Origin of the sequence: Pseudomonas putida (genome assembly GCF_009883635.2) — a bacterium.
Classification (GTDB): Bacteria; Pseudomonadota; Gammaproteobacteria; order Pseudomonadales; family Pseudomonadaceae; genus Aquipseudomonas; species Aquipseudomonas putida_W.
The window spans coordinates 3485923-3504971 of the sequence record NZ_CP026115.2 but is presented as its reverse complement, the minus strand read 5'-3'; the positions used below and the strand labels follow the sequence as shown (position 1 = coordinate 3504971).

Sequence of the window (19049 nt, the reverse complement as noted above, 5' to 3'; positions counted from 1 at the left end):
CCCATGCCCAGCCGTAGAACCTTCCTGCAACTGTCACTGGCCGCAGGCCTCGGTGCCGGCCTCGGCCTGCCGCTGGGCCTGGCCCGCGCCGAGGAGCCCGGGCGCTGGTTCATGCCCGACGAGGGCGAGCCGCAACAGCGCGCGTTCATCGCCTTCGGTGCCCAGAAGGCCATCTGGGAAGACTTCACCGCTGACGTGCAAGCCGCCTTGGGCCGCATCGCCCAGGCCATCGCCCGCTACCAGCCTTTGACCGTGTTCTGTCGCCCCGGCGAACGCGAACTGGCCGAGCGGCACTGCGCCAGCCACAACACCCGCTTTGTCGAATGCAACCTGGACGACATCTGGATGCGCGACATCGGCGCCAACTTCGTCGTCGACGATGATGGCGCCCTCGCTGCGGTGGATTTCAACTTCAACGGCTGGGGCAACAAGCAACGCCACCAGAACGACGCGCAGCTGGCCAAGCGTGTGGCCACCCTGGCCGGCGCCCGTTACCAGCGCAGCGAACTGGTGGGCGAAGGCGGCGCCATCGAAGTGGACGGCCACGGCACCGGCATCATGACCGAGAGCAGCTGGATCAATGCCAACCGCAACCCGGACTGGAGCAAGGCCGACGTCGAGGCCGAGCTAAAGGCACGCCTGGGTTTGAGCAAGGTCATCTGGCTGCCGGGCATCGCCGGCGAAGACATCACCGACGGGCACGTGGACTTCTATGCCCGCTTCGTCCGCCCGGGGGTGGTGATCGCCAACCTGGACAACGACCCGGACTCCTATGATCACGCGGTGACCCGCAAGCACCTGGAGATACTCAAGAAGGCCACTGATGCCGAGGGCAGGCGTTTGCAGGTGCATGTGGTGTCGCCGCCCATGCGTGGGCGGCGTAACAGGTTCAGCCAAGGCAATGACGACTTTGCGGCGGGGTACATCAACTACTTCGTGATCAACGGCGCGATCATCGCACCGCAGTTCGGTGACGCGCAGGCCGATGAAAAAGCCCGGGCGCTACTGGCCGTGTTGTACCCAGGGCGGGATATCGTGCAGCTGGATATCGATGCGATTGCGGCCGGTGGCGGGGGGATTCATTGCGTCACCCACCAGTGCCCGGCTGTCTAGCAGCGCACTGCTCATGGGCGCCGACGGCGCCCGGTGAGCATCGACAGCGGCAGGTTCTCCCGCAGGCGTACGCTCTCGACCACCGCTGCCAACAGGTGCACGCAGACCAGCGCCAGCAGGGCATCGGCGATGAAGCTGTGGATATCCAACGGCCAGTCCGCGCCCCAAAGCGCATCGACCTCCTCCATCAGGAAGCCGGTCAGGCCCAAGGCCGCGAGGCAGGTCAGCATCAGCACCATCACCAGTGCGCCAATCGGTGAATGGCCAAGGCGATGGAATGGCTTGCCTTGCAACAAGGCGCGCGCGTGGGCAACCAGCCGCGCCCGGGTCGGCCAGCAGTCGGCCCAGCGCGCACTCTGCGGCCCGACGAAGCCCCACACCAGGCGCAGCAATACGCAGCCAACGGCGTAGTAACCCAGCCAGCGGTGCCAGCCATCACCCTCTTCGTTGAAGAAGTAGTTGGCGAAGAACACCGTGGCGAACGACAGGTGGCACAGCCGTAGCAGAGGGTCCCAGAGCCGCAACGTGGCGGCGGGCATCAGTAGCCCTCGACTTCGCTCTTGACCGCCTTGCCAGTGACCGGGTCATGGTAGATCTCGACTTTCTTGCCGTCCTTGTTGAAGCCGTAGATCTCGTAGCAGTTGCCTTTGGTGACCTTGAACTTGCTGATCTTGTAACCCTGCTCCTTGAGCTGGGCCTGGAACTTTTCCGGGTCTTGCCAGGTGCTCTTGTCGGCCGTGGTGCATTGGGTGGCGGCGAACGTGGAGCCACTGGCAAGCAACAGAGCGAGAGTGAAAACAATACGCATGGCGAGAGTCTCCATTCGGGTGAGAAGCGAACCTGATTCAGCTTAGCTCACACCCGGCAGCGGCCCCATTGATTGGCTTTTCACATCAATCACAAAGAAAAACAAACTTAACAAATCAACCAAACCCGCCGATGCTGGCAGCACTACGCCCATTGCCCGGAGAACAACAACATGAACGACGTGGTCATCGTCGCCGCAACCCGTACCGCCATCGGCAGCTTCCAGGGTGCCCTGGCCAATGTGCCGGCCGTCGACCTCGGTGCAGCGGTCATCAAGCAGCTGCTGGAGCAGACCCGCCTGGACCCGGCCCAGGTCGATGAAGTGATCCTCGGCCAGGTGCTCACCGCCGGTGCCGGGCAGAACCCGGCGCGCCAGGCCGCGATCAAGGCCGGCCTGCCCTACAGCGTGCCGGCACTGACCCTGAACAAGGTCTGCGGTTCGGGCCTGAAGGCCCTGCACCTGGCAGCGCAGGCGATCCGTTGCGGTGACGCCGAGGTAGTGATCGCCGGTGGTCAGGAGAACATGAGCCTGGCCCCATACGTGATGCCATCGGCACGCACCGGCCAGCGCATGGGCCATGGCCAGCTGATCGACAGCATGATCACTGACGGCCTGTGGGATGCCTTCAACGACTACCACATGGGCATCACCGCCGAGAACCTGGTGGACAAATACGGCTTCAGCCGTGAACAGCAGGACGCCTTTGCCGCCGAGTCGCAGCGCAAGGCCGTGGCGGCGATCGAAGCGGGCCGCTTCAAGGACGAGATCACCCCGATCGTGATGCCGCAGAAAAAAGGCGAACCGAAAGTCTTCGACCGTGATGAACAACCCCGCCCGGACACCACCGCCGAGTCGCTGGCCAAGCTGCGCCCGGCCTTCAAGAAGGACGGCAGCGTCACCGCTGGCAATGCCTCCAGCCTCAACGACGGCGCCGCTGCGGTGCTGCTGATGAGTGCCAGTAAGGCCCAGGCCCTGGGGTTGCCGGTGCTGGCGAAGATTGCCGGTTATGCCAGTGCCGGCGTGGACCCGGCGATCATGGGCATCGGCCCGGTGTCGGCGACCCAGCGTTGCCTGGACAAGGCGGGCTGGCAGCTGGCTGACCTTGACCTGATCGAAGCCAACGAGGCCTTTGCCGCGCAGGCACTGGCGGTGGGCAAGGCGCTGGAGTGGGATGCCAGCAAGGTCAACGTCAATGGCGGCGCGATTGCCCTGGGGCATCCGATCGGTGCTTCCGGGTGCCGCGTGCTGGTGACCTTGCTGCACGAAATGATCAAGCGTGATGCCAAGAAGGGGCTGGCCACCTTGTGCATTGGTGGTGGCCAAGGTGTCGCGCTGGCCATCGAGCGTTGATCAGGCCGTAGCGCGCAACTCGCGGGCAGCCGCTTCGTTGATGGCCCTGGCCAGCAGCGCGGCTTCCTGGCACTTGTGCACCGCCTGCTCCACCGGGCTGTGCAGTAACGGGCAGGCTGTGGCCACCCACAGCCGATCGCCCAGTCGGTCGTGGGCATCGCGCAGCAGGTTCAGGGTATTTTCCAGGTCGCATGGCGAGGCGTCGCGGCCGTCGACCAGGCCGAGCGACAACACCTTGTAGGCGGGTAGCCGGTCGAGGATGGTCTGGTACTGCTCGGGTGCCTGCACCAAGTCGACGTGCAAGCCATCGACCGGCAGGCTGACGGCCAGGCCGAGGTTGCCATCCAGGCCACCGAGGTAGGTGGCGATCAGCTTCTTCAGCGGTGCACGCTGAAGGATGTTGTAGACACGTTCGAAAGCGTTTTTCCAATCCTGCGGCAGCTCCTGGGCCAGGATCGGCTCATCGATCTGCACCCATTCGGCCCCCAGGGCAGCCAGGCGGTTCAGGCCCAGGTCATACAGCGGCAGCAGGTGTTCCAGCTCGTCGAGGTCGGCGTTGCCTTTGCTGGCCTGCCACAGGTAGGTCAAAGGGCCGAGCACCACCGGTTTGGCCACATGGCCCAACGCCTTGGCTTCGGTCACTTCGTCGAACAGTTGCTCCCAGCATTGGGCAAACGGCTGGTCGCACCAGGCAAAATCGCCAACTGGCAGCAGCTCGATGCCGGCGTCTTTCTGCACTTGCCAATGGCGGGCACGCAGCTCGCGATCACTGCCAAAGCGTGGAAAGCCCAGGTTGTGTGCCAGTGCCATGTCTTGTCCCTCAGAGTTCTGAAAACGAGTACCGAAAAAGAGTACCGAAATGATTGAGGGGATTTTCCGGCCAGCGAGCCCCTGAGACAAACTCATTAAATTTGAGATGAAATCAAGAAATGCTCATGATGCCGTCGAACCTGAATGTCTTGTTCAGAGCAGCGCCCTACGTGATCAGACATGAGCCCGACCGATAACCTGCCGCACAATGCCAACCTGAATACGCCAGGTGCCCTCGAGCCATGAGCCTGCTGAAAGCCGCGCTGCGCGAAAAACACTTCGTCTGCGTCATGGAATTCGTCCCCAAACCCTCGGCGGAACGCTTCGCCGCGATGGAGGCGATCATGGCCCGCGGGCAGTTGTGCGGCTGGCCCATGACCGTCGCCATCGGCGACCGCGTGGGCAGCCCGTTGGACATGTCGCCACTGGACGCCCTCGGCTCTTTCAGCACCCCACTCCCCGCCTTGCCGCACTTCTCCGGCAAGGACCGCGAGCGCCATCATCTCTTGGCTCAGCTGCAGCGCATGGACGCCGCCGGCCTCGATCAGTTGCTGCTGCTCACCGGCGATCGCCTGCCCGGCCACCAGCCCGGCGAACGCCCGGTGCGCTACCTGGAGTCGGTCGCGGCCTTGCTGATTGCGCGCCAGGCCTGCCCGCACTGGTTGCTCGGCGCGGCACTGAACCCGTTCAAGTACCACGAGGAAGAAGGCGGCGCACAGTACTTCAAGGCCGAGAAGAAACTCGCCGCCGGCGCCGACTTCCTTACCCTGCAACTGGGCTTCGATGCCAGCAAGCACCAGGAAGCCATCCACTGGATGCAGCGCCAGGCCTCGCCCAAACCGATGCTGGCCTGCCTGATGAGCCTGACCCACGGCCGCGCGACGATGCTCGAGCATGTGGCGGGGGTAACCGTCTCGCCTTCGATGCGCGACCTGCTTGAAGCCGAGAGCAAGGTGTCCAAGGCTTTCGCCCAGGCGCGCAGCGTCGACCGCCTGGCCTTGCAGATCATCGGTGTGAAGCTGATGGGATATGCAGGCGTGCACCTGTCGGGGATTCACGAACTCAAACAGCTGCTGGCACTGGAAGCGCGCCTGGAACACTGGCAGGCGCAGATCCACTCATTGGAGCACTGGGCGCCCGCCTGGGCCGACAGCTGGCAGATGCCAGGCCTGCCCATCGTCGCGTTCCATCCGCCACAGGGCAACTGGCACCAGGGTGAATCGACCGTCAGCGCCTCAGGCAAGGAGAAACTCCGTTATCACCTGCTGCACGGCGCCCATTCTCTGCTGTTCAGCCGCACCAACTGGCTCAGCAAGGCGTTCGGCTGGACCGTGCGCCAGCCACTGTGGGCAACCAAGCGTGGGGCGCGGGTGTTGCACGGGCTGGAACGGGCGGTCAAACGCCCGTTGATTGGCTGCGACACCTGCGGCCGCTGCCGCCTGGAAGACACCCTCTACACCTGCCCGGAAACTTGCCCCAAAGGCTTGGCCAACGGCCCTTGCGGTGGCACGGCGCTGAACCGCTGCGAGTTTGGCGACCGTGAGTGCATCCACAGCGTCAAGTACCGCACCGCCAAGGCCGTGCGGCAAACCGCCGTGCTCACTGAGCGACTGATCCCGTGCATCGAGGTCGAGACACGCCACCGCAGCTCCTGGCCGCAGTGGTTCGAGGCTCAGCCGCCGCGCCAGCTCAGCCCGCAGCCAGCGCCTCGAACCCAGCCCGAATCTTAGCTTCGGGCAGTTCATCGGCGATGAACACCATCACGCTTTCGCGCTGCTCGCCTGCCGCCCATTCGGCGTCCCAGTCGAAGCCGTAGAGTTTGAGCACGCCCTGGAACACCAGGCGACGCTCCTCGCCAGCAATGTTCAGCACGCCTTTGTAGCGCAGCAACTGCTTGCCGTGCTCTTCCAGCAATTCGTTCATGAAGTCACTGAGGCGGTCGATGTCCAAAGCGGTATCGGTGCGCAGCACCAAGGTGGAAATCCGGTCCGGCGTTGCCGGCTTGAGCACCGGGCGCAGGCTTGGCTTGAGGTTGGCGCCCAGGTCCGGGTTCAGGTTGAAGCCGCGCACATCGAGCAGCTCGGCGAGGTCGATGCGGCCATGTTCGACCACACGGATGGCTGCGCGGCCATTGATCCGCGCCAGGCGCTCGCGCAGGGCCTCCACCGCAGCCGGTTCGACCAGGTCGGTCTTGCTCAGCAGCAGGCGATCGGCAAAACCGACCTGGGCCTGGGCGATGGTCTGGGTCAGGTGCACCTCGGCGTGGGCAGCATCGACCAGGGTGATGATGCCGTCGAGGATGTAGCGATCGCGCAGTTCTTCATCAATGAAAAAGGTCTGCGCCACGGGTGCCGGGTCGGCCAGGCCGGTGCATTCGATCACCAGGCGGTCGAAGGCGATCTCGCCAGCGTCCAGGCGCTCGAGCAACAGGTACAGGGCGCGGGTCAGGTCGCCATGGATGCTGCAGCACACGCAGCCGTTGGCCAGGGTCATGACCTGAACCGGCTCGTCGCCGAGCAGCTGGCTGTCGATGCCGGCCTCGCTGAACTCATTCTCGATCACGGCGATCTTCAGGCCGTGTTCGGCCTTGAGCATGTGCTTGAGCAACGTGGTCTTGCCGGCACCGAGAAAACCGGTGAGGACCGTTACGGGAATGGGCGTCTGCACGCAAAAATCTCCTGAAGCTGAAAATGATTGTGGGAGGCCGGTTGCCCGGCCTCCCACAGGTTCACGCACGTTGCAGGTTCAACAGCACTTGGGCCCGGACTTGCCACCATAACGTGCTTCCTGACGTTCGCGGAAGAACGCCTCGTACGTCATCACCGGCTGGTCCGGGTGCTTGTTGCGCATGTGCTCGACGTAGTTGTCGTAGTCGGGCATGCCGACCATCAGGCGGGCTGCCTGCCCCAGGTACTTACCCAGTCGACCCAGGTCGTTGAACATCACTGCAGTCCTCTCAAGCGTCAGGCAGGGCCTGGAACGGGGTTTCCTTGTCGGTGCGTTCTTTGCGGCCAAGGGCGGCGTAGCCGACCTTGAGGGCGAAGAACAGCACACTGAACACCACCAGCAGGAACAGAATGGTCAGGCCGGCGTTGGTGTAAGCGTTGAAGATCACGTGCTGCATCTGGTTGATATCCTTGGCCGGGGCCAGGACCTGACCGGCATCCAGCGCGGTGCTGTACTTCTTGGCCAGGGCCAGGAAGCCGACGGCCGGGTTCGGGTCGAACAGCTTGATCAGGCCCGCCGCAGTGGTGCAGATCAGCAGCCAGGCAGCCGGCAGCAGGGTGACCCATATGTAGCGCTCGCGCTTCATCTTGATCAACACCACGGTGCCGAGCATCAAGGCGATACCGGCCAGCATCTGGTTGGAGATACCGAACAGCGGCCACAGGGTGTTGATACCGCCCAGTGGGTCGATCACGCCCTGGTACAGCAGGTAGCCCCACAGCGCCACGCAACCAGCGGTGCCGATCAGGTTGGCGGTCCACGACTCGGTGCGCTTGAGGGCTGGCACGAAGCTGCCCAGCAGGTCTTGCAGCATGAAGCGACCGGCACGGGTACCGGCGTCCACTGCGGTGAGGATGAACAGTGCTTCGAACAGGATCGCGAAGTGGTACCAGAAGGCCATGGTGTTTTCACCCGGCAGCACCTGGTGCAGGATCTGCGCGATACCCACGGCCAGGGTCGGTGCACCACCGGCACGAGCGAGTACGGTGTGTTCGCCGATGTCGCGGGCCACCGCTTCGAGCTGCTCAGGGGTGATCATGAAGCCCCAGCTGCTGACCGTTTGCGCCACCGAAGCCACGTCGGCGCCAACCACGGCGGCCGGGCTGTTCATGGCGAAGTACACGCCCGGTTCGATCACCGAGGCGGCAACCATGGCCATGATGGCGACGAACGACTCCATCAGCATGCCGCCGTAGCCGATGTAACGGGCGTTGGCTTCGTTGTCCAGCAGCTTCGGCGTGGTCCCCGAAGAGATCAGTGCATGGAAGCCGGACACCGCGCCGCAGGCGATGGTGATGAACAGGAACGGGAACAGGGTGCCCTTCCACACCGGGCCGGTGCCGTCGGTGAACTGGGTCAGCGCCGGCATTTTCAGCTCGGGCATGGTCACCAGGATGCCGATGGCCAGGGCGATGATGGTCCCGATCTTGAGGAAGGTCGACAGGTAGTCACGCGGCGCCAGTACCAGCCAGACCGGCAACACGGCAGCGACGAAGCCGTAGCCGACCAGCATCCAGGTGATCTGTACGCCCGTGAAGGTGAACGCCGGGCCCCAGACCGGATCGGCTGCAATCTGGCCCCCCAGCCAGATCGACGCCAGCAGCAGTACCACGCCGACCACCGAGATCTCGCCGATGCGGCCCGGGCGGATGTAGCGCATGTACACGCCCATGAACATCGCGATCGGGATGGTCGCCATCACCGTGAACATGCCCCATGGGCTCTCCGCCAGGGCCTTGACCACGATCAGTGCCAGCACCGCGAGGATGATGATCATGATCAGGAAGCAGCCGAACAGGGCGATGGTCCCCGGGATGCGGCCCATCTCCTCGCGCACCATGTCGCCCAGCGAGCGGCCGTTGCGGCGGGTGGAGAGGAACAGGACCATGAAGTCCTGCACCGCACCGGCCAGCACCACGCCGGCAATCAGCCACAGCGTGCCGGGCAGGTAGCCCATTTGCGCGGCGAGTACCGGGCCGACCAGGGGGCCGGCGCCAGCGATGGCGGCGAAGTGGTGACCGAAGAGGATGTGTTTGTTGGTCGGAACGTAGTCCAGACCGTCGTTGTTGAGCACCGCAGGGGTGGCTCGGCGAGGGTCGAGTTGCATCACCTTGGTGGCGATGAACAGGCTGTAGTAACGGTAGGCGACCAGGTAGATGGCCACCGCAGCGACCACGATCCACAAGGCATTGATCGCCTCGCCGCGACGCAGGGCAACCACACCCAGCGCGCAGGCCCCTATGACTGCCAGCGCCAGCCACGGAATGTGGCGTAGCAGGCTATTATTGTTGTTCATGGTTTGCTTCCAGCTGGTGGATTGGAAAAGACCGCCCATCGAGTCTAGGGCGTGTCATCGCGCATTGCCACACTTGCTTTGGTCTAGAGCCTCTGCGGCCAGATTGCGGTACCTGATGCACATATCCAGTTAACTATAGTCAGGATGTCACCCGAGGACCTACCCATGAGCGATCACGACGAACGCCGCCGCTTCCAGCGCATCGATTTCGATGCCCCTACCGAGCTGCGCCAGGGCGACCGCCGCTGGCCGGTAAAACTGTTGGATGTGTCGCTCAAGGGCATGCTGGTCAAGTGCCCCGAACCCTGGGACGCCGACCTGACCCAGGACTTCGATGCAGTCATCCACCTGAACCCTGAGGTGCGGGTGCAAATGCAGGTGGAACTGCGCCATGAGGAACCCACCCGCCTAGGCTTCATCTGCCTATACATCGACGTCGTCTCAATGAGCCATTTGCACCGTCTTGTGGAATTGAACCTGGCAGATAGCACCGAAATGATGCGCGAGCTGCGCGAACTCATCGAAGAATAGAATCTGTTAGCTGGCTATCGGCCTTCCCACCTTTTGTTTCTTGTCTACCCAGACAGCTTTCTGCCTGGGTAGCAGTGCTTTGTACACACCCCTCTAACACCGCATTCAATCACTTGGTACGCGTCCTGCATTGAAGCCTTGCACACATTGCAAGGCTAGCTGTACGCGCTCCGATCAAAAACTTGTATACAATTTATGTGGCAATCATTTGTAGGAAATGTCTACAGTAGTGCCACAACAATAAACAGAGAGCCTGCTCCATGACTACGTCCCCTAGCACGTCTCCCGCCCAGCGCCCCGAGGACGAAAACCTCGGGATGGGTGCCAACCTGGCCTATGGTCTGCAGCATGTGCTGACCATGTATGGCGGGATCGTCGCGGTACCCCTGATCCTGGGTCAGGCAGCCGGCCTCAACGGTGCCGAGATCGGCATGTTGATTGCCGCTTCGCTGTTTGCCGGTGGCCTGGCAACCTTGCTGCAGACGCTGGGCATCCCGTTCTTCGGTTGCCAGTTGCCGCTGGTGCAGGGCGTATCGTTCGCCGGCGTGGCGACCATGGGCGCCATCCTCAGCAGCGAGGGCGGTGGCGGCCTGCCGGGCGTGCTCGGCGCGGTTATGGCAGCGTCGGTGATCGGTTTCCTGATCACCCCGGTGTTCTCGCGGATCACCAAGTTCTTCCCGCCGCTGGTGACCGGCATCGTCATCACCACCATCGGCCTGACCCTGATGCCTGTCGCCGCGCGCTGGGTGATGGGCGGCAACAGCGCTTCGCCGGAGTTCGGCAGCGTGGCCAACATCGGCCTGGCTGCACTGACCTTCGCCATCGTCCTGGTGCTGAGTAAACTCGGTAGCGCAACCATTTCGCGGTTGTCGATCCTGCTGGCCATGGTGGTCGGCACGCTGATCGCCTGGGCACTGGGCATGACCGACTTCAGCAAAGTCAGCCAAGGCCCGATGTTTGCCCTCCCCACCCCGTTCCACTTCGGCATGCCGGAATTCCACATCGCCGCGATCCTGTCGATGTGCATCGTGATCATGGTGACCCTGGTGGAAACCTCGGCCGACATCCTCGCCGTGGGTGAGATCATCGACACCAAGGTAGACTCCAAGCGCCTGGGCAACGGCCTGCGCGCCGACATGGCATCGAGCATCCTGGCGCCGATCTTCGGCTCCTTCACCCAGAGCGCTTTCGCCCAGAACGTCGGACTGGTGGCCGTGACCGGGGTCAAGAGCCGTTATGTGGTGGCCACCGGCGGTGTGATCCTGGTGGTGCTCGGCCTGCTGCCGGTGATGGGCCGGGTGATTGCCGCCGTGCCGACCCCAGTGCTGGGTGGCGCGGGCATCGTGCTGTTCGGCACCGTGGCCGCCAGCGGTATTCGCACCCTGTCGAAGGTCAACTACAAGAACAACGTCAACCTGATCATCGTCGCTGCCTCGCTGGGCTTCGGCATGATCCCGATCGCCGCGCCGACCTTCTACCACAACTTCCCGAACTGGTTCGAGACCATCTTCCACTCGGGGATCAGCTCGGCGGCAATCATGGCCATCCTGCTGAACCTGCTGTTCAACCACTTCAAGACGGGCAACTCGGAGAACCAGTCGGTATTCGCCGCGGCGTACGAACGTACCATCCAATACTCGGACATCTCGTGCCTGCGTGATGGTGACTACTTCAAGGATGGCAAGCTGTTCGATGCCGATGACAAGGAAGTGCCAGTGATGGAACTGGACGAGCACGGCAACCAGGCGCCCAGGCGCAGTGCGGTTGCCGAACATTGACCGCTGACTGAGTGGTGACGTGGGGGGAGCCGATGCGCATCATCGGCTCCCCCTTTTTGTTTATTCGAACAATGCATCCAGCGCCTGCTCCAGGCGGGTCACGGCAATCACCTGCAGCCCTGCTGGCGGCTCCTTCGGCGCATTGCCCTTGGGCACGATCGCGCGCTTGAAGCCATGCTTGGCCGCTTCTTTCAGGCGCTCCTGGCCACTGGGCACAGGCCGCACTTCGCCCGACAGACCAATTTCGCCAAACACTAGCAGCCCATGGGCCAACGGCCGGTTGCGCAGGCTGGACATCACCGCTGCCAGCAACGCCAGGTCCGAGGCCGTCTCCAGGACCTTCACACCACCGACCACGTTTAGAAAGACATCCTGGTCGTGGGTGGGAATGCCACCGTGACGGTGCAGTACCGCCAGCAACATGGCCAGGCGGTTCTGGTCCAGGCCCAGAGTGACCCGCCGCGGGTTGGCCAGGTGGCTGTCATCGACCAGCGCCTGTACCTCGACCAGCATAGGCCGGGTACCTTCCCAGGTGGCCATGACCACACTGCCGGGCACTTCTTCCTGAGTGCGGTTGAGGAAGATCGCCGAGGGGTTGGACACCTCTTTAAGGCCACGGTCGGTCATGCCGAACACGCCCAGTTCGTTGACCGCGCCGAAGCGGTTCTTCACCGCCCGCAGCAGACGCAGGCGGCCGTCGGACTCGCCCTCGAAGTACAGCACGGTGTCGACCATGTGCTCCAGTACCCGCGGCCCGGCCAGCGAGCCTTCCTTGGTGACGTGGCCGACCAGGAAGATCGCCGTACCACTCTGCTTGGCATAACGCACCAGCAGCGCTGTGCTCTCGCGCACCTGGGCCACGCCGCCAGGGGCGGACTGCAACTGCTCGGTGAAGATGGTCTGGATCGAGTCGATCACCATGACCCGGGGTTTTTCCACCCGTGCGGTGGCAATGATGGTTTCGATGCAGGTCTCGGTCATCACCTTGAGCTGGTCCTGGGGCAGGCCCAGGCGCCGCGAGCGCATGGCCACCTGCTGCTGCGACTCTTCACCGGTGACATACAGCGCGGGCAGGCCCACGGCGATGTTGCACAACGTCTGCAGCAGGATGGTCGACTTGCCGATCCCCGGGTCACCACCTATCAGTACCACCGAGCCATCGACCAGGCCACCGCCGAGCACGCGGTCGAGTTCGGTGCTGCTGGTGGTGAAGCGCGGGATTTCTTCGACGCTGACTTCAGCCAGGGTCTTGATCTGCGCCTGCTGCCCGGTCCAGCCGGCGCGGCCGCTGGGGGCAGCCGCACCGCCGCTTTCGATCATGGTTTCGACCAAGGTGTTCCAGGCCCCGCAGTCGGCACATTGGCCAGCCCACTTGGGGAAGGTCGCGCCGCACTCGGTGCAGCCATACAAACGCTTGGCCTTGGCCATGGGCAGGGTCTCCTGGAAAAAACCGCCATGATAGCCGAGGCCGACGTGTCTCGAACGCGTCGGGATGCGACAAAACTATTCGTTCTAACCGCAGTCACTACCCCTGAAGCCAACGCATGAAGCATTTTAGTGGCTTACACTGCGTTAACCTCACCATTTGTTACAAGGAACCAAACATGGGCATGATCAGTGAGTTCAAGGCCTTCGCGGTCAAAGGCAATGTCGTCGACATGGCGGTCGGTATCATCATCGGCGCGGCCTTCGGCAAGATCGTCTCGTCCTTCGTCGGTGACGTGGTCATGCCACCACTGGGCCTGCTGATCGGCGGCGTCGACTTCAGTGACCTGGCAATCACCCTGAAGGCTGCCGAAGGTGATGTGCCCGCAGTGGTACTGGCCTACGGCAAGTTCATCCAGACCGTGATCGACTTCCTCATCGTCGCGTTCGCCATCTTCATGGGCGTGAAGGCAATCAACCGCCTCAAGCGCGAAGAAGCCGTGGCACCGACCACGCCGCCAGTCCCCACCCCGCAGGAAACCCTGCTGACCGAGATCCGCGACCTGCTCAAGGCGCAGAACCAGAATCGGTTGCCCTGAAATGGCTGGGGCCGCATCGCGGCCCCTTTGCATTACCAGTAGTTTTCCACTGCCACCTGCCCCGGCCGCTTGCTCAGGCTCAGTTGCAGGTCACGCGCCTTGAGCACCTTGCGTGTCTCGTCGATCATCTCAGGGTTGCCGCAGAGCATGATCCGCGAATGCTCAGGCGACAGCTCCAGGCCCGCCGCCTTTTCCAGCTCGCCATTCTCGATCAGCGTGGTGATACGCGCATTCAATGCCCCCGGGTGCTGCTCACGGGTAACCACCGGAATGAACTGCAGCTTGCCAGCGAACTCGGCCAGGTATTCCCGCTGCTCCAGCGCGGCGATGTCATCTACATACGCCAGCTCTTTCGCCTCGCGAACCGAGTACACCAGCTTGATGTTGTCGAAGCGCTCCCAGGCCTCGAAGTCCTGCAGGATCGACATGAAGGGCGCAATGCCAGTACCGGTCGCCAGCAGCCACAGGTCGCGACCGCCGACGAAGCGGTCGAGGGTCAGATAGCCGAACGCCTGACGGTCGATCAACAGGTTATCGCCCTCGCCCAAGCGGCTCAGCTCACTGGTGAATTCGCCACCCGGAACCACGATTGAAAAGAAGTCGAGGTATTCGTCATGGGGGGCGCTGACCATCGAATAGGCACGCCAGACCGCGCTGCCATCGGCCTTGGTCACGCCCAGCCGGGCAAACTGGCCGGCCCGGAAGCGAAACCCTGGATCACGCGTAACCCGCAGGCTGAACAGGTTTGGCGTCAGCGGCTGGACGTCGAGCAAGGTCTGGCGGGTAAACTTGTCGGCACTGGGGGTCATGACGGGCTCCGTATATGGCGTGCGCCCAGTGTCGCGCAAAGCGGCGTGGATAAAAACCGCCGGAAAGTAGGGGCACAGCCCGGCGGCGGTGCCGGGACACATGAAAAAAGCGGCCTCTATAACAAAAAATCCCAACATGACAGTCGGTCTTTTCCTACAATCATCCCGGTATGCAAACGGATCGGATTCACCACATCTCAGGGAGTGTGACTGATGCTTCAGTGGAATCATGAGCATCTCCATCAGCTGATAAGCGAAAGCACACCGCAAAAGGTTTTTGATCTCGCTGTGCACCTGGCGCAAGACCTCGACATGAAGTTCCTGGGGCTGAAAGTGCGCATTCAACTGGCAGCCCAATCGCCACGGCAGTTCCTCTACAGCAACTATCCAGTCGCGTGGATCGAGCGCTACCAGCGCGACGATTTCTACAAGCGGGACGCAGCGGCGACCCGAAGCCATAGCTCGACCTTGCCGGTATTGTGGACCGACGACCTGTACCACGAAGTACCCGACTTCCGCGAGCAGGCTTGCGCACACGGGCTGCGCCATGGCTGGACGCAGTCCTTGCATGACCTTCAGCATAATGAGAGCCAAGTCAGCATTTGCAGGCCCAGCAAAGAGGTGAGCATCGCCGAGCTGTACGACAAATCCTGCAAGGTGCAATGGCTGTGCCACAGCCTGCACGCGATCATCAGCGAATATCACCTGGACAAACTCAGCACACCGTTGAAAATGAGCGAGCGCGAAATCGAAGTGCTGAAGTGGTCGGCTGCCGGCAAGACCGCCGCCGACGTTGCCTGCATCCTGATGCTGTCGCAAAGCACGGTGAACTTCCACATTCGCAGTGTGATCACCAAGACCAACGCCGCCAACAAGGCCGGTGCCATCGCCATCGCCATGATGCGCGGCCTGATCGAACAGTAGCCAGGCCTGCGGCCTCGGGCAAAGCCCTGTAGAATCGCGTACCAAAGCTCGTGGCGAACTGCCATGGGCAGATCCGTACCCGAGCCAGACGCCATGCCCCTGTTGACCACTCCCTACGCCGAACTCGACCTGATCCGCCAGCCGGACCAGGCCAACGACCCGCTGCAAGCCTTCGATGCCGCCGATGAATACCTGCTCGAACAGCTGCATGGGCAGGGCCTGGACGCCGGCAGCCGGGTGCTGGTGCTCAACGACAGCTTCGGCGCCCTGGCGGCCAGCCTGGCCGATCATCTGCAGGTAGTCAGCAGCGGCGACTCGCACCTGGCGCACATGGCGCTGGAGAAAAACCTGACGCGTAATGGCAAGGCGTTCGACAGCGTGCCCTTCGTGCCGGCCAGCGAGCACTGGCAGGGCCCGTTCGACCGCGTGCTGGTGCGCGTGCCGAAGACCCTCGCGCTACTTGAAGAACAGCTGATCCGCCTGCAAGGTCACCTGGCACCCGGCGCCCAGGTGATTGCCGGTGCCATGATCAAGCACCTGCCGCGCGCGGCCGGTGACCTGATGGAAAAGTACATCGGCCCGGTACAGGCTTCGCTGGCACAGAAAAAGGCCCGCTTGCTGACAGCCACAGTTGCCGACCGCCCTGCCGCAAGGTCGCCCTACCCGACCCGCTACCAACTCGACACGCCGGCACTGGAGCTGGTCAACCATGCCAATGTGTTCTGCCGCGAGGGCCTGGATATCGGCACCCGTGCCTTCCTGCCCCACTTGCCGCGCAACCTGGGCAATGCCCGGGTAGCCGACCTGGGCTGCGGCAACGGCGTGCTGGCCATTGCCAGCGCACTGGCCAACCCGGACGCGCATTTCACTCTGGTCGATGAATCGTACATGGCGGTGCAGTCGGCGCAGGAGAACTGGCAAGCGGCTCTGGGTGAGCGGCTGGTAACGGTCTTGCCGGGAGATGGCCTGGCCGGGGTGGAAAAACAGTCGCTGGAAGTAGTGCTGTGCAATCCACCGTTCCACCAGCAGCAGGTGGTGGGTGACTTCCTCGCCTGGCGCATGTTCCAGCAGGCGCGCGAGGCACTGGTGGTGGGCGGTGCGCTGTACATCGTCGGCAACCGCCACTTGGGCTACCACAGCAAGCTGGCGCGGTTGTTCCGTGGCGTGGAGCAGGTAGCTGCAACCCCGAAATTCGTGATCCTCAAGGCGCGTAAATAAAGGCAGGGGGCGCCAGGCGCCCCCTTTCAGTCAATGGGTGGTCAGGCCAGCGGCCCCCATGAACAGGCGCATCACCCAGGCCGCCACGCCCAGGGCCGCCACGCTCATCGCCCAGATCAGCACCAGCCAACCCAGCCGCTGCCACAGCGGTTTCTTCTCTTCCAGGCCATGTTTACCGGTCATCATGCGGCCCTCCTAGTGATAGCCGTCTTCATGGGTCACCTTGCCGCGGAACACGTAGTAGCTCCAGAAGGTGTACATGAGGATGAACGGCAGGATGAACAACGTGCCCACCAGCATGAAGCCCTGGCTCTGTGGCGGCGCTGCTGCATCCCAGATCGAGATCGTCGGCGGGATGATGTTCGGCCAAAGGCTGATGCCCAGCCCGCTGTAGCCCAGGAATATCAACACCAGGGTGAGCAGGAACGGCGTGTAGTGCGCATTGCGCGCCACTGCCTTGAGCAAGCCGTAGAAGGTCACCAGCACCAGCAGCGGCACCGGCATGAACCAGAACAGGTTGGGCATGCTGAACCAGCGGTCGGCAATCTGTGGATAAGCGATCGGGGTCCACAGGCTGACGATACCGATCACAGCCAGCAGCACCAGCGCCAGCGGCCGGGCGAGGTCGTGCATCCTCAACTGCAGGTCGCCTTCGGTCTTCATGATCAGCCAGGTACAGCCCAGCAGGGTGTAGGCGACGATCAGCCCAAGGCCGCAGAACAGGCTGAATGGCGTCAGCCAGTCGAGGGTGCCACCGGCGAAGTGCCGGTCGACCACCTTGAAGCCTTCGAGGAAGGCGCCCAGCGCCACGCCCTGGAAGAACGTAGCGATCAGCGAGCCCCAGATGAAGGCCTTGTCCCAGATGTGGCGCTTCTCGGCGGTGGCCTTGAAGCGGAACTCGAACGCCACGCCGCGGAAGATCAGGCCGATCAGCATGAGGATCAACGGCAGGTACAGCGCTTCGAGCACCACGGCATAGGCCATCGGGAACGCGCCGAACAACCCGGCGCCGCCCAGCACCAGCCAGGTTTCGTTGCCGTCCCAGACGGGCGCGACGGTATTCATCATCACATCGCGGTCACGCTCGCCCTTGACGAAGGGGAAGAGCATGCCGATGCCCAGGTCGAAACCATCCATCACTACGTACATCATGACGCCGAAGATGATGATCACGGCCCAGATCAGCGGAAGGTCGATACCCATGGCTCAGTTCCCCTTGCTCAGGCTGGTGGAATTGGCATCAGCACTGTCATCGGCGGCAGACAACGGCCGTGCCGGCGTGCGCTTGGTGCCAGGGCCACCGGGGTTGGCTTCGTCACCTTCGCCAGTCTGCGGGCCTTTGCGCACCAGGCGCATCATGTAGCCAAGGCCGGTGCCGAACAGGGCGAAGTACACCACCACGAACGCCACCAGGGTGAAGCCGAGCTGTGCATAACTGTGGTTGGACACACCATCGGCGGTGCGCATCAGGCCATACACCACCCACGGCTGGCGGCCGATCTCGGTGGTGAACCACCCAGCGAGCAGCGCGATCAGCCCGGAAGGCCCCATCCACAGCGCAAGATGCAGGAACGGCCGCGAGGTGTAGAGGGTGCCGCGCTTGCGCAGCCACAGGCTCCACAGGCCGACGAAGATCATCAGGAAGCCGAGCCCGACCATGATCCGGAACGACCAGAACACGATGGTCGAGTTGGGCCGGTCCTCAGGCGGGAACTCCTTCATCGCCGGCACCTGCTTGTCCAGGCTGTGGGTCAGGATCAGGCTGCCGAGCGCCGGGATCTCGACCTTGAAACGGGTGGTTTCGGCCTTCATGTCGGGGATGCCGAACAGGATCAACGGGGTCGGCTCACCGGGCACGTTCTCCCAGTGGCCTTCGATCGCGGCGATCTTCACAGGCTGGTGCTTGAGCGTGTTGAGGCCGTGGAAGTCACCGATCACCGCCTGGATCGGGGCGACGACCAGGGCCATCCACATGGCCATCGACAGCATCTTGCGCACCGCCGGGTTGTCACGCCCGCGCAGCAGGTGCCAGGCCGCCGAAGCGCCGACGAAGAAGGCCGTGGACACAAAGGCAGCAGTGGCCATGTGCATCAGGCGATAGGGGAACGACGGGTTGAATACCACCGCAAACCAGTCCACCGGCACCACCCGGCCATCGATGATCTCGTGGCCCTGAGGGGTCTGCATCCAGCTGTTGGAGGCGAGAATCCAGAAGGTCGAGACCAGGGTGCCGAGCGCGACCATTACCGTGGAAAAGAAGTGCAGGCCACGGCCAACGCGGTTCCAGCCAAACAGCATGACGCCCAGGAAACCTGCCTCGAGGAAGAAGGCGGTGAGCACTTCATAGGTGAGCAAAGGGCCGGTGATGGAGCCGGCAAAGTCGGAGAAGCGGCTCCAGTTGGTGCCGAACTGGTAGGCCATGACCAGGCCGGAGACCACGCCCATGCCGAAGTTGACGGCGAAGATCTTCGACCAGAAGTGGTAGAGGTCACGGTAGACCTGCTCGTGGGTCCGCAGCCAGAGGCCTTCGAGGACTGCCAGGTAGCTCGCCAGGCCAATGGTGATGGCCGGGAACAGGATGTGGAACGACACGGTAAAGGCAAACTGCATTCGGGCGAGCTCTAAGGCCTCTATTCCGAACATGGTGCTTCCTCTTCAGAT

At 63.0% G+C, this 19049-nt stretch carries 19 protein-coding genes; 8 read left to right on the top strand and 11 right to left on the bottom strand.

Annotated features, from left to right (window positions below; all coding sequences use genetic code 11):
• Positions 1-3 precede the first annotated feature (3 nt).
• A complete protein-coding gene (locus tag C2H86_RS15945; protein WP_159408872.1) occupies positions 4-1113 on the top strand; it encodes an agmatine deiminase family protein in 1110 nt (369 codons plus the stop codon).
• 11 nt (positions 1114-1124) lie between these two features.
• Here C2H86_RS15945 and C2H86_RS15940 read toward each other — a convergent pair whose 3' ends face one another.
• Complete coding sequence (locus tag C2H86_RS15940) at positions 1125-1652, bottom strand: cytochrome b/b6 domain-containing protein (RefSeq protein WP_159408871.1); 528 nt, start codon at positions 1650-1652, stop codon at positions 1125-1127.
• Positions 1652-1921: a PepSY domain-containing protein gene (locus C2H86_RS15935; RefSeq protein ID WP_159408870.1), complete on the bottom strand. Its 270-nt coding sequence runs from the start codon at positions 1919-1921 to the stop codon at positions 1652-1654. The genes C2H86_RS15940 and C2H86_RS15935 overlap by 1 nt, the downstream gene beginning before the upstream one ends.
• A 171-nt stretch (positions 1922-2092) precedes the next feature.
• On the opposite strand from C2H86_RS15935, the gene C2H86_RS15930 reads away from it, so the two are divergent.
• The gene (locus C2H86_RS15930) at positions 2093-3271 is read left to right on the top strand and encodes an acetyl-CoA C-acetyltransferase (RefSeq protein WP_159408869.1); all 1179 of its coding nucleotides are present in this window, start codon (positions 2093-2095) and stop codon (positions 3269-3271) included.
• On the opposite strand, the gene C2H86_RS15925 is transcribed toward C2H86_RS15930, so the two are convergent.
• A complete protein-coding gene (locus C2H86_RS15925; protein WP_159408868.1) occupies positions 3272-4081 on the bottom strand; it encodes a 5-methyltetrahydropteroyltriglutamate--homocysteine methyltransferase in 810 nt (269 codons plus the stop codon).
• 242 nt (positions 4082-4323) lie between these two features.
• Between C2H86_RS15925 and C2H86_RS15920 the strand changes: the two genes are divergently transcribed.
• Entirely contained in the window at positions 4324-5811 is a 1488-nt protein-coding gene (locus tag C2H86_RS15920) for a methylenetetrahydrofolate reductase C-terminal domain-containing protein (protein ID WP_159408867.1), read from the top strand.
• Here the strand turns inward: C2H86_RS15920 and yjiA are convergent.
• The 3 genes from yjiA to C2H86_RS15905 form a co-directional block, all read right to left on the bottom strand.
• On the bottom strand, positions 5771-6748 hold the full coding sequence (gene yjiA, locus C2H86_RS15915) for a GTPase (RefSeq protein ID WP_159408866.1): 978 nt from the start codon (positions 6746-6748) through the stop codon (positions 5771-5773). The genes C2H86_RS15920 and yjiA overlap by 41 nt on opposite strands.
• A 78-nt stretch (positions 6749-6826) precedes the next feature.
• Entirely contained in the window at positions 6827-7024 is a 198-nt protein-coding gene (locus C2H86_RS15910) for a YbdD/YjiX family protein (protein ID WP_103449033.1), read from the bottom strand.
• A 13-nt stretch (positions 7025-7037) separates the two neighbouring features.
• Positions 7038-9104 carry a carbon starvation CstA family protein gene (locus C2H86_RS15905; RefSeq protein ID WP_159408865.1) on the bottom strand — a complete coding sequence of 689 codons (2067 nt, stop codon included), beginning with the start codon at positions 9102-9104 and terminating at the stop codon, positions 7038-7040.
• A 165-nt stretch (positions 9105-9269) separates the two neighbouring features.
• On the opposite strand from C2H86_RS15905, the gene C2H86_RS15900 reads away from it, so the two are divergent.
• On the top strand, positions 9270-9635 hold the full coding sequence (locus C2H86_RS15900) for a PilZ domain-containing protein (protein ID WP_159408864.1): 366 nt from the start codon (positions 9270-9272) through the stop codon (positions 9633-9635).
• A 260-nt stretch (positions 9636-9895) separates the two neighbouring features.
• On the top strand, positions 9896-11413 hold the full coding sequence (locus tag C2H86_RS15895) for a nucleobase:cation symporter-2 family protein (RefSeq protein ID WP_159408863.1): 1518 nt from the start codon (positions 9896-9898) through the stop codon (positions 11411-11413).
• A 60-nt stretch (positions 11414-11473) separates the two neighbouring features.
• Here the strand turns inward: C2H86_RS15895 and radA are convergent, their stop codons facing one another.
• Positions 11474-12841, bottom strand: a complete 1368-nt coding sequence (radA, locus tag C2H86_RS15890; protein WP_060485566.1) for a DNA repair protein RadA — start codon at positions 12839-12841, stop codon at positions 11474-11476.
• A gap of 176 nt (positions 12842-13017) precedes the next feature.
• Here radA and mscL point away from each other — a divergent pair, with 176 nt between their 5' ends.
• A complete protein-coding gene (mscL, locus tag C2H86_RS15885) occupies positions 13018-13437 on the top strand; it encodes a large-conductance mechanosensitive channel protein MscL (protein ID WP_159408862.1) in 420 nt (139 codons plus the stop codon).
• 32 nt (positions 13438-13469) lie between these two features.
• Here mscL and C2H86_RS15880 read toward each other — a convergent pair whose 3' ends face one another.
• A complete protein-coding gene (locus C2H86_RS15880; RefSeq protein ID WP_159408861.1) occupies positions 13470-14246 on the bottom strand; it encodes a ferredoxin--NADP reductase in 777 nt (258 codons plus the stop codon).
• Between the two features lie 213 nt (positions 14247-14459).
• On the opposite strand from C2H86_RS15880, the gene C2H86_RS15875 reads away from it, so the two are divergent.
• The gene (locus C2H86_RS15875; protein ID WP_159408860.1) at positions 14460-15170 is read left to right on the top strand and encodes an autoinducer binding domain-containing protein; all 711 of its coding nucleotides are present in this window, start codon (positions 14460-14462) and stop codon (positions 15168-15170) included.
• 93 nt (positions 15171-15263) lie between these two features.
• Positions 15264-16388, top strand: coding sequence for a methyltransferase (locus C2H86_RS15870; protein WP_159412944.1), 1125 nt, complete (start codon positions 15264-15266; stop codon positions 16386-16388).
• A gap of 30 nt (positions 16389-16418) precedes the next feature.
• Here C2H86_RS15870 and C2H86_RS15865 read toward each other — a convergent pair whose 3' ends face one another.
• From C2H86_RS15865 to C2H86_RS15855, 3 genes are read right to left on the bottom strand one after another with little or no spacing between them, the layout of a single operon-like run.
• Positions 16419-16574 (bottom strand): DUF2474 domain-containing protein, encoded by a 156-nt coding sequence (locus tag C2H86_RS15865; protein ID WP_016489104.1) that lies wholly within the window; start codon positions 16572-16574, stop codon positions 16419-16421.
• Between the two features lie 9 nt (positions 16575-16583).
• Complete coding sequence (gene cydB / locus C2H86_RS15860; RefSeq protein WP_159408859.1) at positions 16584-17591, bottom strand: cytochrome d ubiquinol oxidase subunit II; 1008 nt, start codon at positions 17589-17591, stop codon at positions 16584-16586.
• Positions 17592-17594: 3 nt separating this feature from the next.
• On the bottom strand, positions 17595-19031 hold the full coding sequence (locus C2H86_RS15855; protein ID WP_159408858.1) for a cytochrome ubiquinol oxidase subunit I: 1437 nt from the start codon (positions 19029-19031) through the stop codon (positions 17595-17597).
• Positions 19032-19049: the final 18 nt, after the last annotated feature.

What these genes read in the sequence shown, in the direction of transcription:
- C2H86_RS15900 (WP_159408864.1), top strand. Translation starts at nt 9,270, where the DNA reads ATGAGCGATCACGACGAACGCCGCCGCTTCCAGCGCATCGATTTCGAT.
- C2H86_RS15905 (WP_159408865.1), bottom strand. Translation starts at nt 9,104, where the DNA reads ATGAACAACAATAATAGCCTGCTACGCCACATTCCGTGGCTGGCGCTG.
- C2H86_RS15930 (WP_159408869.1), top strand. Translation starts at nt 2,093, where the DNA reads ATGAACGACGTGGTCATCGTCGCCGCAACCCGTACCGCCATCGGCAGC.
- C2H86_RS15935 (WP_159408870.1), bottom strand. Translation starts at nt 1,921, where the DNA reads ATGCGTATTGTTTTCACTCTCGCTCTGTTGCTTGCCAGTGGCTCCACG.
- C2H86_RS15940 (WP_159408871.1), bottom strand. Translation starts at nt 1,652, where the DNA reads ATGCCCGCCGCCACGTTGCGGCTCTGGGACCCTCTGCTACGGCTGTGC.
- C2H86_RS15920 (WP_159408867.1), top strand. Translation starts at nt 4,324, where the DNA reads ATGAGCCTGCTGAAAGCCGCGCTGCGCGAAAAACACTTCGTCTGCGTC.
- C2H86_RS15855 (WP_159408858.1), bottom strand. Translation starts at nt 19,031, where the DNA reads ATGTTCGGAATAGAGGCCTTAGAGCTCGCCCGAATGCAGTTTGCCTTT.
- mscL (WP_159408862.1), top strand. Translation starts at nt 13,018, where the DNA reads ATGGGCATGATCAGTGAGTTCAAGGCCTTCGCGGTCAAAGGCAATGTC.
- C2H86_RS15875 (WP_159408860.1), top strand. Translation starts at nt 14,460, where the DNA reads ATGCTTCAGTGGAATCATGAGCATCTCCATCAGCTGATAAGCGAAAGC.
- C2H86_RS15945 (WP_159408872.1), top strand. Translation starts at nt 4, where the DNA reads ATGCCCAGCCGTAGAACCTTCCTGCAACTGTCACTGGCCGCAGGCCTC.
- C2H86_RS15910 (WP_103449033.1), bottom strand. Translation starts at nt 7,024, where the DNA reads ATGTTCAACGACCTGGGTCGACTGGGTAAGTACCTGGGGCAGGCAGCC.
- cydB (WP_159408859.1), bottom strand. Translation starts at nt 17,591, where the DNA reads ATGGGTATCGACCTTCCGCTGATCTGGGCCGTGATCATCATCTTCGGC.
- C2H86_RS15865 (WP_016489104.1), bottom strand. Translation starts at nt 16,574, where the DNA reads ATGATGACCGGTAAACATGGCCTGGAAGAGAAGAAACCGCTGTGGCAG.
- C2H86_RS15880 (WP_159408861.1), bottom strand. Translation starts at nt 14,246, where the DNA reads ATGACCCCCAGTGCCGACAAGTTTACCCGCCAGACCTTGCTCGACGTC.
- C2H86_RS15870 (WP_159412944.1), top strand. Translation starts at nt 15,264, where the DNA reads ATGCCCCTGTTGACCACTCCCTACGCCGAACTCGACCTGATCCGCCAG.
- radA (WP_060485566.1), bottom strand. Translation starts at nt 12,841, where the DNA reads ATGGCCAAGGCCAAGCGTTTGTATGGCTGCACCGAGTGCGGCGCGACC.
- C2H86_RS15895 (WP_159408863.1), top strand. Translation starts at nt 9,896, where the DNA reads ATGACTACGTCCCCTAGCACGTCTCCCGCCCAGCGCCCCGAGGACGAA.
- C2H86_RS15925 (WP_159408868.1), bottom strand. Translation starts at nt 4,081, where the DNA reads ATGGCACTGGCACACAACCTGGGCTTTCCACGCTTTGGCAGTGATCGC.